12 protein-coding genes are annotated in these 12,548 nt (G+C 51.8%); 4 read left to right on the forward strand and 8 right to left on the reverse strand.

Annotated elements, in window-relative coordinates; all coding sequences use genetic code 11:
* Window positions 1-68: 68 nt before the first annotated feature.
* The 3 genes from MA884_RS27395 to MA884_RS27405 all read right to left on the reverse strand — a co-directional run bounded on the left by MA884_RS27395 (window position 69) and on the right by MA884_RS27405 (window position 3,704).
* Window positions 69-1,796, reverse strand: a complete 1,728-nt coding sequence (locus MA884_RS27395; RefSeq protein WP_256233427.1) for an ABC transporter ATP-binding protein/permease — start codon at window positions 1,794-1,796, stop codon at window positions 69-71.
* Window positions 1,797-1,888: 92 nt separating this feature from the next.
* Complete coding sequence (locus MA884_RS27400) at window positions 1,889-2,449, reverse strand: response regulator transcription factor (RefSeq protein ID WP_047229017.1); 561 nt, start codon at window positions 2,447-2,449, stop codon at window positions 1,889-1,891.
* Entirely contained in the window at window positions 2,442-3,704 is a 1,263-nt protein-coding gene (locus tag MA884_RS27405) for an ATP-binding protein (RefSeq protein WP_256233428.1), read from the reverse strand. Before MA884_RS27405 ends, MA884_RS27400 begins: the two co-directional genes overlap by 8 nt.
* A 190-nt stretch (window positions 3,705-3,894) precedes the next feature.
* Between MA884_RS27405 and MA884_RS27410 the strand changes: the two genes are divergently transcribed.
* Window positions 3,895-4,614: an SIMPL domain-containing protein gene (locus MA884_RS27410; protein WP_256233429.1), complete on the forward strand. Its 720-nt coding sequence runs from the start codon at window positions 3,895-3,897 to the stop codon at window positions 4,612-4,614.
* Window positions 4,615-4,811: 197 nt separating this feature from the next.
* On the opposite strand, the gene MA884_RS27415 is transcribed toward MA884_RS27410, so the two are convergent.
* Window positions 4,812-5,195 carry a DUF6124 family protein gene (locus MA884_RS27415; RefSeq protein WP_256233430.1) on the reverse strand — a complete coding sequence of 128 codons (384 nt, stop codon included), beginning with the start codon at window positions 5,193-5,195 and terminating at the stop codon, window positions 4,812-4,814.
* Between the two features lie 1,118 nt (window positions 5,196-6,313).
* Here MA884_RS27415 and MA884_RS27420 point away from each other — a divergent pair.
* The 3 genes from MA884_RS27420 to MA884_RS27430 are packed head-to-tail and all read left to right on the forward strand — an operon-like array spanning window position 6,314 to window position 10,327.
* Window positions 6,314-7,885: a hypothetical protein gene (locus MA884_RS27420; protein WP_256233431.1), complete on the forward strand. Its 1,572-nt coding sequence runs from the start codon at window positions 6,314-6,316 to the stop codon at window positions 7,883-7,885.
* A complete protein-coding gene (locus MA884_RS27425; protein WP_256233432.1) occupies window positions 7,875-8,618 on the forward strand; it encodes a lasso peptide biosynthesis B2 protein in 744 nt (247 codons plus the stop codon). Before MA884_RS27420 ends, MA884_RS27425 begins: the two co-directional genes overlap by 11 nt.
* Window positions 8,597-10,327, forward strand: coding sequence for an ABC transporter ATP-binding protein (locus tag MA884_RS27430; RefSeq protein ID WP_256233433.1), 1,731 nt, complete (start codon window positions 8,597-8,599; stop codon window positions 10,325-10,327). Before MA884_RS27425 ends, MA884_RS27430 begins: the two co-directional genes overlap by 22 nt.
* 434 nt (window positions 10,328-10,761) lie before the next feature.
* Here the strand turns inward: MA884_RS27430 and MA884_RS27435 are convergent, their stop codons facing one another.
* The 4 genes from MA884_RS27435 to MA884_RS27450 form a co-directional block, all read right to left on the reverse strand.
* Window positions 10,762-11,316, reverse strand: coding sequence for a hypothetical protein (locus MA884_RS27435; protein WP_256233434.1), 555 nt, complete (start codon window positions 11,314-11,316; stop codon window positions 10,762-10,764).
* A gap of 201 nt (window positions 11,317-11,517) precedes the next feature.
* The gene (locus tag MA884_RS27440; RefSeq protein ID WP_076383547.1) at window positions 11,518-11,709 is read right to left on the reverse strand and encodes a hypothetical protein; all 192 of its coding nucleotides are present in this window, start codon (window positions 11,707-11,709) and stop codon (window positions 11,518-11,520) included.
* 1 nt (window position 11,710) lies between these two features.
* Entirely contained in the window at window positions 11,711-11,839 is a 129-nt protein-coding gene (locus MA884_RS27445; RefSeq protein ID WP_371134831.1) for a toxin C-terminal domain-containing protein, read from the reverse strand.
* Between the two features lie 43 nt (window positions 11,840-11,882).
* On the reverse strand, window positions 11,883-12,281 hold the full coding sequence (locus MA884_RS27450) for a hypothetical protein (RefSeq protein ID WP_256233435.1): 399 nt from the start codon (window positions 12,279-12,281) through the stop codon (window positions 11,883-11,885).
* Between the last annotated feature and the right edge of the window lie 267 nt (window positions 12,282-12,548).

The following is a 12,548-nucleotide window of genomic DNA, read 5'->3' on the forward strand; positions in this document are numbered from 1 at the left end:
TCGCTGCCTCTGAAAAAGATGGCTAAATAAACCATCCAAGACAGTTGCTCCCACAGGTTTTGCAGTGCTCAGGCGGTTACGGTGCGCTCCACCAGTTGGCCATTTTCGATACGCACATGTCGCGGATGGAACCGTTTCAAACTGCTGCGATGGCCAACGCTGACAATGCTCAGCCCCGGCAACTGGTCAATCAGCGCCTGGTACAGCGTCGCTTCATCTTCTTCGTCCATCGCCGACGTGGCTTCGTCCATATACAACCATTGTGGTGCGTAGAGCAATGCGCGGGCGAACGCCAGGCGTTGCTGCTCGCCGGGCGAAAGCATGCGCTGCCAGTGGTTGGCTTCGTCCAGTCGCGCCACCAGATGCGGCAGGCGACAGGTTTCCAGCACTTGGGCATAACGCTCTGGCGGGTACGTGTCGCCCGGCTGTGGATAACTCAGCGCCTCGCGCAACGTGCCAATGGGCAGATAAGGTTTTTGCGGCAGGAACAGATAACGCGCCGCAGGCAACCGGATCGCGCCGTGGCCATCCGGCCACAAATGCCCCATTGCCCGGAACAGGGTGGATTTACCGCTGCCTGAACGTCCACTGAGCATCACCCGCTCGCCCGGCTCAACGGTCATATCGGTATGGCTGAGCAGATGGCGGCCATCGGCCAGGTCCAACCCCAGGTCTTGCACTTTCAATGCATGGCCCTGGTTCTGCACGTCGATGGCCGGCACACGGTCTTCGTTGTCGCTCATGGCCTGGCGGAAGCTCAGCAGTCGGTCACACGTGGCGCGCCACGCGGCGAGGTCGGTGTACGCGCTGATGAACCAGCTGAAGTTCTCCTGCACATTGCCGAACGCCGAGTTGATCTGCATGAGCTCGCCCAGCTGGATCTTGCCGGCGAAGTAGCGCGGCGCGGCGACGATGAACGGGAAGATTATCGCGATCTGGCCGTAGCCGGAGGTGAAGAAAGTCAGGCGCTTGGACACCCGCATGATGTCCCAGAAGTTATGCCAGACCAGGCCAAAGCGGCCACTCAGACGCCGGTTCTCGTTGGGTTCGCCGTTGTACAAGGCAATGCTCTCGGCGTTCTCGCGCACCCGCACCATGGAAAAACGCAGGTCGGCTTCAAAGCGTTGCTGGTTGTTGTTCAGGCCAATCAAGCGACGGCCGATCAGGTGCGTCAGCCAACTGCCCACCGCCGCATACACCAGCGCACACCAGAACATGTAGCCGGGGATGGTGTAGCCAAACACCTGGATGCTGCCCGACACACCCCACAAAATGATCGAGAACGACACCAGGCTGACCACGGTGCGCAGCAGCCCCAGCCCCAGGCCCAGGGTGTTGCTGGTAAAACTGTTGAGGTCTTCGGAGATCCGCTGGTCCGGGTTGTCGGTGTAGCCGCCCTGCTCCAGCCGGTAGTAATTCTTGTCATTGAGCCAGCGGGCGAAGTGTTTCTCCGTGAGCCAGGCCCGCCAGCGGATGGTGAGCATCTGCGTGAGGTACAAGCGATACACCGCGCCCAGGATCGCCACCGCAGCGATGCCGCAGAAATACAGGATCAACCGCCAGAACGCGACGCTGTCCTTCTCCTGCAAGGCGTTGTAGAAATCCTTGTACCAACTGTTGATCCACACCGAAATCGCCACGCTGAACAACGACAGCACGATGACGGCGATTAACAGCGTCCAGGCCTTGCCCTTCTCCTCACTGCGCCAGTACGGCGTGGTCATTTGCCAGACACGGCGGAAAAACTGCCCGCGCACCGCATCATTGACCGCGGAATATTCAGCGTTCTGATTCATGGTTAAGGCTCTGTAAAGAAAAAAACTCGGGCCGATCATAGAACAACGGCCCGATTTGCCGCGAGGGTGGACAACATCTGTTCAGCGCAGGTTCAGCGACGCACGGGGCGCTTCTGCAATTTGCGCTGCAAGGTGCGCCGGTGCATGCCCAGTGCGCGGGCCGTGGCGGAGATGTTGCCTTCGTGTTCGGTCAGCACCCGCTGGATGTGCTCCCATTGCAGGCGGTCCACCGACATGGGGTTTTCCGGCACCAGGGTGTCCAGGTCGGCGTGCTCGGACAACAGGGCCGCCAGCACGTCATCGGCGTCGGCCGGTTTGCACAGGTAATTGCAGGCACCGCGCTTGATCGCCTCCACTGCGGTGGCGATGCTCGAATAGCCGGTGAGGATCACCACGCGCATTTCCGGGTCCAGCTCCAGCAGCTTGGGCAACAGCACCAGGCCCGAGTCGCCGTCCATTTTCAGATCCAGCGCGGCATAGTCCGGCAGGTCGGCCTGGGCAATGCTCAAGCCCTCCTCGGCGGAACCGGCGGTGCTCACGCGAAAGCCCCGACGGGACATGGCCCGGGCCATGACGCGGGTGAAGGTGGCGTCGTCGTCTACCAGCAACAGATGCGGCAGTTCTTCGCCGTCGACTTGGATCTCGTCACTCATGTTCGTCTCCTCGGTCGGCATGGGGCAGGCGCAGCTCGGTGAGCGTGCCGCCTTCCTCATGGGGGTAGAGTTTCACCGAGCCGCCGGCGCGTGTCACGCTGGCCTTGCTCAAAAACAGGCCCAGGCCGAAACCTTTGCCCTTGGTGGTGTAGAACGGCTTGCCGATCTGCTCGGCAATCGCCAACGGCACACCGGCGCCGTGGTCGCGGATGCTGATGGTCAGCTCGTAGGCATTCCAGTCCAGCGCCACTTCCAGGCCTTCGGGGCAGGCGTCGGCGGCGTTGTTCAACAAGTTGAGCAACGCCTGGGTCAGGTCCGGCGGCGGCGCCATGCGCGGCACCGCTCCCTGGCCCAGCCGCTGGAAGCGATAACTGGCCTCCGGGCGCATCAGGTGCCAGCGATTCAGGGCCTCGTCGAGCCAGTCGGTGACGTCCTGCATGTCGATGGCCAGGCGGCGGTTGGCCTCGGCGGCACGCACCAGGTACTGCAGAGTTTCCTTGCAAAGCTGGACCTGATCCTGCAACACGCCGAGGTCTTCCTGCAGCGCCGGGTCGTGGTGATCCTGGCGCATCTCCTTGAGCAGTACGCTCATGGTAGCCAACGGCGTGCCCAACTCATGGGCGGCACCCGCGGCCTGGGTCGCCACGGCCAGCAATTGCTCGTCCCGCAGACCCTCTTCACGGCGAATGGCCCGCAGCTCTTCTTGACGACGCAACTCTTCGGCCATGCGCGCGGCAAAAAACGTGATGACCGCCGCCGCCAGGGCGAAACTCAGCCACATGCCGTAGATCTGCAGGTTTTCCCGGGCGATGGGGAAGGTTTCCAGCGGATAGAACCGCGCCAGCAACAAGGTGTACAGCGCCAGGGCGATGCCGGACAGGATCAGCGAAAACCGCCACGGCAACGTCACCGCGGCGATGGTCAGCGGCACCAGGTAATAGGACACGAAGGGGTTGGTGGAGCCGCCGGAGAAATACAGCAACGCACTGTGGATAAACAGGTCGCAGGCCAGTTGCACGGCGTATTCCAGCTCAGTCACCGGCCACGAGGTGCGCAGACGGATGGCGGTCAGCGCGCACAGCACCGAAGAACAGGCCAGGGTGATCGCCAATTGCAGCCAGGGCAGCGGCAGCAGGTCGAACCAATAGGCAAGCCCCACAGACCCGGCCTGGGCGGCCAGGACCAGAATTCGGATAAACGTCAGACGCCAGAGGTTCTGGCGAGAGGCGGAAGTCATTTGCAAAGGGGCGAGCATGAGCTCTCCTGATGAGCGCTCCAGGCGGATCGCACGGAGTATAACCAAGGCGCGGCGCGCACAGGCAGCTATGCGGCAAAGCGACACAGGGGGCAGCTGCAAGCTGCAAGCTAAAGGCTACAGTTACAAGCTTTTACTTGCAGCTTGAAGCTTGTCGCTAGAAGCTGCACTTTTCCCCCAAGGAGCTTTCATGCACACGTTCAGTCGTCACGCCGCCCTGCTCGCCCTCAGCCTCGGCACCGTCGCCAGCCTGCCGGCCCTGGCCGCCGATGAGCTTCACTACAACCAGATTTCCCTGCGCGCCGAAGCCAGCCAGGAAGTCGCCCGCGACCTGATGATCGTCACCCTCTACACCGAGGAGCAAAACACCGACCCGGCCAAACTCGCCGCTGCCGTCAGCACCACGCTGAACAAAGCCATCGGCCAGGCCAAGCAGGTCAAGGACATCACCCTGCGCCAGGGCAGCCGCAACAGCTACCCGGTCTACGACAACAAAGGCCAGAAAATCACCGGCTGGCGCGAACGCGCTGAACTGCGCCTGGAAAGCGCCGACTTCGCGGCCCTGTCCAAACTCACCGGCGAGTTGCTCACCGACCTGAAAATGGGCGGCATGGACTTCACCATCTCCACCGCCACCCGCCAGACCAGCGAAGACGCCCTGCTCAAGGACGCCGTCAACGCCTTCAAGGCCCGCGCCCAACTGGCCACCGAGGCCCTGGGCGGCAAGGGTTACAAAATCGTCAACCTGAACCTCAACAGCAACGGCTACCCACAGCCCTACATGCGCCCGCAGATGATGATGAAAGCCGCGTCCATGGATGCCGAGTCCGTCACGCCGGAAGTCGAAGCAGGCACCAGCAAAGTGAACATGACGGCGGATGGGGTGGTTGAGGTGTTGATGCAGCCATGATGGACGGCGGGTTCAGCCAGTTGCTTACTGCCTGAACCCTGAAGCCCAGCGACGAACTCCCGTGGCGAGGGAGCTTGCTCCCGCTGGGCTGCGCAGCAGACCCGAACCAGACACCTCGGTGTGGCAGACGGATCGAATCGTTGCCTTTGGGGTCGCTTCGCGCCCCAGCGGGAGCAAGCTCCCTCGCCACAGGGGGTTCAAGGTGCCGGTCTGGCTGGTGCCTCAAGCTGATCCAACGCCTTGTCCACCAGCAACTGGCACAACTCCACCAACTGATGAATCCCCAACGCCACACTTCGCCGCGTGCCCTCCACTTCAAAGGCCAGGTCCTCAGCCATGGCTTTTATCGAGGCCAGGGTTTCGGAGGTGCTGGTCAGCAGCGTGTCGGCGTCGGCTTTGGCGGTGACGGAAAACAGGCTGTCGATGCGCGGATCGGTGCTCGGCTCTGGTTTTTTTGGATTGAGGTAATGATTGAGTGCCCGCTCGGCGGCGGCTCGGTCTTTGAGTAGGTCTTCGATGGAATCGAAGCCGGAAAGAGGGTTGGTTTTGTTGAAGGGTGGGTCGGGGACTGACTTATCCATTTATTTGTACCTATTTAGTGATGAGGACCATCACTTGCCGTTTCTCACTCGGCAAAGTGGTGGCAGCTGTGTGCAGGGGTGAGAAATCCGAGAAATAGGTACTCGGCCAGACCGAGGCCTGCCCGCACACAGCCGCCATAACGCATCTACTACAGGCAGCGGATAAGCTGGCGGCAATTATGCAGGTACAGAGGCTGGATGCCTATTATTCGGGTTTCTCACGCCCGGTCGCTGAGTCGCAGCGACAAAAAAAAGGTTAGAGAGCCCACTTCCGAGCGGCAACCCTAAAAAACTGTGGGATGTTTCGGTTCGGGGCCGGTGATCCTTCCGACACAAATGAATGACTCGTGCCGCTTCGCTTCCTGACGCCGCAAACCCCGTGGAGAGGGAGCTTGCTCCCGCTGGGCTGCGCAGCAGCCCCTGACCTGATACCTCGGTGCATCAGGTTGCACAAATAAAGTCTTTTTCCTATGCGGGCCGAAGTGCATAGCAGGCCCATAACTTGGGTAGATTTGTGGGGGGATTCCTTAGCCCTGCTCCCGCCTACCTAGCCCTGACTACTTTTTACTTTGGAATAATGATTGGAATGATCATCAGTGAAGGCGGCGCGGGCGGGGGAGGAATAAACATGACTTCTTGTTGCGGAAATTGCGGTTAAGAGATCACCTCAGCATTGCGCCTCGGCATCTGTAAGGAAATAACCTGTTAGTTATGCGGTCGAATGATCGAGTCGACATCAGCGGCGGTGAGCAACCTGAAAAACTCTGAAATCCCCCTCCCCTTTAACTCATACATGCGTTTGAAAAAGAGCTGACAGCTAGTTCTGATTTTTTCCATATCGCACTATTTAGGGAAATATCCTACTTTTTTATTTTTTCTGTTCTGAGATTCTTCATGTCGGCCAGATACCGCTGGCCCAACTCAGATCAGGAGTAAATCGATATGTTCAAAGTTCTTATCAAAGTTCCAGCTGCATGTAACATTCAAGGGGCGCCGGGGTTCGTAGACTTGGAAATGCCGAATTGGTCCCGGTATTCGATTAATCAATAAGGTAGGTTAGCCATTGGAAGTGGCTTAAGCATTTGGGCTGCTTCCATATCCCCAAGGATAAGAGAGCCATGGATTTCATCGCGCGAGCTTCAAGTCAAGGTTGCCTCAAGCTAATCTCACCAGTTAATGGCGAATTTGAAATCAGTGTATCCAAAAGCAAAGATAAAATTAATCATACGTTAAAAAGTGAAGGTAGATGTGTACTAGCTGCCACCGCAGGCAAGCTTGCAGTGAACATCTTTTGTGATCATCAAGTATTCATTTATAAAGAGAGCGTCGGTAGTTTTTTGGTTTCCTCTAGCTTGGAATTTATCCTATCTAACGCAGAGCACAAGATATCTCCTAGCATCGATTATTTCGTTGAGTATGTTTCGTGTGGTGCAACACCAAGGGTCTCTACTCCTTTTTTAGGGGTGTTCTACTTGCCACCTGGTAGCGAAATAGATTATTCAACCATGCATATTGATTTGGGCAAAGAGCACGACGTTGAGCGCCCGCAGTTTTTAGATGCTTTGGGGGGCAGATTAAGAAAAACATTAACAGGTAATCAGCGCATTGCCTTGGAATACTCAGGTGGGCTTGAGTCCAGCATATTGTTACACTCGCTCCTTGGTATTACGAGTAGCGAAAACATTAAATTAATTCATCTGACTGATTTAGGTAGTGGTCAGGTGGATGATCTGAAGAGAGTGCGGGCATTAGCCGGCAAATATAACTGCGATTTAACGGTTTTAGATACAGAAGATCTAAAGCCTTTCCAGACTTCAAACTGTGCGACCGTTAAACCGAATTTTCCTCATCCCGGACTTGTAAATATCGGTTATTTAAATCACTCGTCTGATTTTCTTGCAGCGAAGGACTCATTGATATTTAACGGGGCTGGAGGAGATTCGATTTTCTGCGCTAGTCCGCAAAAAGGACTGCCAATTGAGTTGTTAAGAAAACGGAATTTGATGGGGGCGATTCGCAATGCATGCCATATCTCGAGCTATCTAAGATCTCCGTTTATATCTACAGTTGTCGACGCGGCGCAAGAGTTTCGAGAGATGGAATCCAAGCTAAATAATCCCGGAATGTACTTCGCAGGCGTTAATAACAACCAAGAAGTTCTGAGTCGCGATTGTTTCGGGCGCGATTACAAATGTCGCGTTCCTATTCTGTCTAACTGTAAAGAACTAAGTCGTCGGGAAAGACATTTGAATGCAGCAATAAATAGGTATGAAATGCGATCCTCGCCAATGGCTGGTTTTGCAAGTCAATATGTCTACCCTTTCTTGGCTCCGGATGTTCTTAACGTAGGGCTGATGACGCCTTCAAATGAGCTTTTGAAAGGTAAAATCGATAGGTATAGCATCCGTAAATCTGCGGCTGATCGATTCAATGTTGACGATTTTTGGTATAAGAGAAAGGGTGGCGTTGCCGGACTTACACAGCGCTGTTTTTCACGTTACAAATCGGATATTAAAAATTTTGTCAGCGATGGTTATTTGGTCCGATCCAAAGTGATAAATGTGAATAATGTCTGTCGTCTGATAGATGAGGTCGCTGCTGGAGTTGTAAAGTGCCCCGGATCTCTGATTAATCTGTTCACAGCGAATGTTTATATGCTTCACTGGAAGGAAAATGTTCATGAGTTTTGATCGAAAGGGGAGCGGCGTCATTCAGTGGGGCAGTGCAGTGAAAGCCGCCATCTATAATGGAAAAATTGTGGTTCTCGATGAAATATCAAATAGCTTCGTTTTTTTTGACGAAGTACAAAGTAACTCAATCCTATCAGTGTTGGGGAAGCGCTTTTCAGAACTATCAGAAGAAGAGTCTAGCTCTGTTAATGACCTGATATCACATGGTTTGATTTGTATCGCGGGAAAAACAACTGCGAAAAACTTTCAAGACATAATAACTTCCAAGGGGGCCTTTGAGTGCGACTGGGCTTTAGGCGATAGCAAAACTTCTTTATCAAGTTTCAGGCCAAGATATTTTATGCGGGCAATAATCCTATTATTGCTTGCAAAACGGTGCTCAAATAAAGGAAAGCTTCACGGTTTGTTTCAAACGCTGCGGAGCTCTCCTTTTGATGACATGGTTGCTGATGATAAAGAGTTGACTGTGATTGTAAGTAACGTAAATCTGGCTATATTATTTCTGTGGCGAAAGACTAAGTGCTTAGAGTTCGCCTATACAGTTGCGCGCATTGCTTTTATACACAAAATTAAATGTCGATTTGTAGTTGGGGTACAAACACACCCTTTTATTTCACACGCTTGGGTTGAAGGTGAGAACGGCGTCGTTTTTGACAGAAAGGAATTGCCCGAAGAGCTGGCAAAGATAGTTTCGATTAGCGGAATTAATGAATGCTCAATAGAGAATTTTTAAGCGCTGGAAGGATTTGCTGGGGAATTGTACGCTGCTCCAGCGTTAATATTAGGCTATCCTTTGTTATTGCATGCTTGTTGGATCTTATAACGGTTTTTATGTCAGTTGCTGCGCCTGCAATCCTTAAGCTGTTGGTTGATTCACTTAGTTCCGCGAAAACACCAGACTATATTGTTTGGCTGGGAGCTGCTTATGGTCTTACTTGGCTGGGAGCAGAGCTTTTGCTCCGTCTTCGAGGGGTTGTAGCTGGCACTGTAGTTGAAAAGATAAAATTTGAAGCAACAAGAAGATTTTGTTTGAATTCGATATTTAAGTTGACTCCAGATTTTAAGGACCTACCGAGCGGAATTTTTGCCACTAAACTAAACCAAACAAATGCATCGCTTCCAATGTTTATAGATGGGTTGGTGTGGCAGATATTCCCTTTGCTGGTAAGGCTATTCTTGTCAGTATCTATGCTCATTCAAGTTGTTCCGTCAATATACGCGTCGCTGTTAGCGGTGACTATTATTGGTTTTATGATCGTTTCATTTTTTAGCTACAAAAGCGTTGGCGAAAGGCAAAAGCATTCTAATATTTCGTCGCAAAAAGCTTACTGGAAAATAATGGATGCATTAAAAAATAAGACAATAATAATTGCTCATGGGGCTGAAGGCAAAGAATTCAAGCACGTCGAGAGCTCTTTATTAGCATCAACGAAATCCGCGATAGGAGTTGTTAGTTTTTCTCAGGCCATAAGTGCCTTGCAGGTTATGCTATTGGGTATTGGGCTAACGGCTATCACCGTGCTTTCAGTACGGGATCTCTCTGGCGGAATTATTACTATCGGTGATTTCGTACAAATTAATGCATATGTCCTTCAGTTCGTGTTGCCAGTTAGCTATGTAGGCATGGTCTTGAGCGCCATAAAAAGATCTTCAGTTACCATAGCGGAAAACGCGGAGCATCTGGTGTCGTCGGATTTGGATTTTAATGACAGGAGCAAAGTCAAGTGTACTGGGGCACCTGCGATAATTTTAGACAAGGTCAGTGTAAAATCCGCCGAAGGAAGTTTCCTTCTAAAAGATATTAGCCTTAGCATAGGAAGTGGAAGCAGTTTAGCTGTCGTCGGTAAATCTGGTTCCGGTAAATCTACATTCGCTAAAGCTATACTTGGTTTGGCTGAGTTGAGCTCTGGTGTTATCAAGTTTGACTCACATGATTCGACCTGCGGTGCAATAAGGACTTTCAGGGAGAATTCAGGGTACGTGCCTCAAGAGTCATTATTATTTGATAGGTCCGTTAAAAATAATGTGTTTAGTAGCGAGTTTTTAAATCGAAACAAGATAAGTCATATTCTAAGGATAAGTGGAGTTGATGAGAGCGTGCTTGAATATAATGCTAGCAGTCTATCCGGGGGCGAAAAACAAAGGGTTTCGTTCGCCCGAGCTATAGCCAGAAATTCGGGAGTCTTAATATTGGACGAGCCGACATCTTCACTTGATAATGAGACTAAGTCTATACTCTCTTCGGCTGTTTACGATATTTTCACAGCTTCTACACGGATAACTATAACCCACGACTTAGAGGAGGCTAGCAAAGCGCAGAGCATAATTGTTATGAACGATGGGGAAATCGTTGAATTCGGTACCCATCAGGAACTAATAGAAAGCGGTGGGTGGTATTCAGAGCATTGGAAGATAACGTTGTTAGCGAGAAAAAAACTGTAAGGCTTTACGGGCTTCGGCGGGCTTTACGGGACAGACCACGTTTACTCGATCGAAAGAACGGGGACAGACCACGTTTTTCCCCGTTTTCCTGCTCCCGGTCGCTGAATCGCAGCGACCGGAAAAAGGTTAGAGAGCCCACTTCCGAGCGGCAACCCTAAAAAACTGTGGCATGTTTCGGTTCGGGGTCGGTGATCCTTCCGACACAAATGAATGACTCGTGCCGCTTCGCTTCCTGACGCCGCAACCCCCGTGGCGAGGGAGCTTGCTCCCGCTGGGCTGCGCAGCAGCCCCTGACCTGACACCTCGGTGCGTCAGGTTGTACAAATAAAGTCTCTTTTCCTATGCGGGCTGAAGTGCATAGCAGGCCCAGAACTTGGGTAGATTTGTGGGAGTTTCCTTAGGTCTGCTCCCGCCTACCCAGCCCTGACTACTTTTTACTTTGGAATAATGATTGGAATGATCATCGGTGAAGGCGGCGCGGGCGGGTTAATCATGCCTTCGCTTTTCACCACCGGTACACCCTTGCGTTTAATTGCCTCAAACAGTTCCTTGGTAGCTGCCGAGTCGATATAGCCCCCCTCATCTATAGACGCGCTCAACGCCAATTGACGCCGTTCTTCCGTCATCTGGAGCTGACTGGTCCGAAAAATCGTATGCAAGGCGATGTTTTTAAGCGCCGATATATCCACATGAGCGATCTCGACGTATTTCAACGCCTTGGCGTCCCAACCCTGAACGTACAGATCATTGGCGGTCAACGCGTAGGTGCAGAAATAGTAGGTGCCGGTATTCGAACCCGGGGTAGATACGATCAGAGAGCAACGGCCATGTTGCAAAACAGGGCTGCTCAGTCCTGGGTAGTCCTTGACAAGTTGTGCAGGAAACTGTGTTCGGTCGTAGTAGATAGTAGCCTTGTCGTAGGGGGTAGTGTTGCAGGCTGACAGGAGCAATGTCATGGATAGTAGGAGGGACGTGCCGAAATAGTGCATTGAATAATCCTTCAAAATAAAAAAAGCATTCTTCTTGGAGCAAGTTTTTCACCTAAGAAACCAAGGCCAACCTTTTTAATTTTCTCCGGTGCATCAGCTAGTTAGCTATTAAGCAAGCGCCATTTTGGTCCACCCTGGCTTTGAATGATCTCTCCCAATGTATTTAAATCACACATCGACCAAACATACCTCAACGCTTCTTTACTGCGCGCAATTTACCAACACACAAACACCTCCAGACTTAACAACCAGACTAATAGGTTTCTTGGTCACACCATCATCAACTGAAATTTCAACTAGCAAATTTTGATCCTCAAAAGACTGCAGCTCTAAAACAAGCTGCCTAATAGTTTTTCCTCGACTGACCCAGTCCGACTTCTCCTGATCTTTCATATCAATCTCCAATACGATTTAAATTCACATCAAATGTTCCTGAGCGTGTTTCTTTACGACCAAGAGCCTTAACGGAGTCGGCCATTTTCCAAGCGCCACCATTATGCCCATCAAGATCCCCGTTTTCCATACATCAGCGGGACTGTCAGTCCCGTTTTTCGCGTCTCAATGCTTTACGACGAAAAGAAACGCCCGCTCTCATCTATCCAAATCACTCCTGGAACATCATAAAAATAAACCGTCAACTCGCCATCATTTTCAGATACTGCGCTTGCTGGCCAGCGTTCTCTTAGATAAGACACAATTTCTTTCGCATCTAAATCCCAATGGGCCTCTTCATCGCTAATAGAGAGTTGAGGATAGGGATTATCTGGGGAAATATAACAATCGGCCCCTGACTTAATAAATTTAATCTTACCATTAACCAGCAGATGCTCAATTATGTAAAAAAAAGTATCTTTTCGCTGCTCAAATGTAAACTCAGGATTCCACGAACCAATCGCGCTAAAAAGAGCCGACATCCACAGACCAAATGAATCGCGCACTATTTCTTCAAAAAATTTAATAGTCATTATGGCTTTCCAATCAGAAATTTTATTTCTGGGTTGTATGTGGTACCTGTGGCCGCTTTGGGGATATCTATAGTCCAAGCCGGTCCAGTCTGGTCGGATGAAGACGAGAAATTTCGTAAAGTAAAGTTCCCCTCCGGGGTATTAACAACATAAATATCACCTTTTCCAGGGATAGAGCGAGGAGAAGGTAGAGAAGTAAAAACGGGGACAGACCCTGACGGATCCCCGAATTTTCTTACGCAAAATCAAGAAGTTGGAATATTGAAG

Source organism: Pseudomonas sp. Q11, assembly GCF_024494355.1.
In the GTDB taxonomy this organism is placed as follows: domain Bacteria; phylum Pseudomonadota; class Gammaproteobacteria; order Pseudomonadales; family Pseudomonadaceae; genus Aquipseudomonas; species Aquipseudomonas hefeiensis.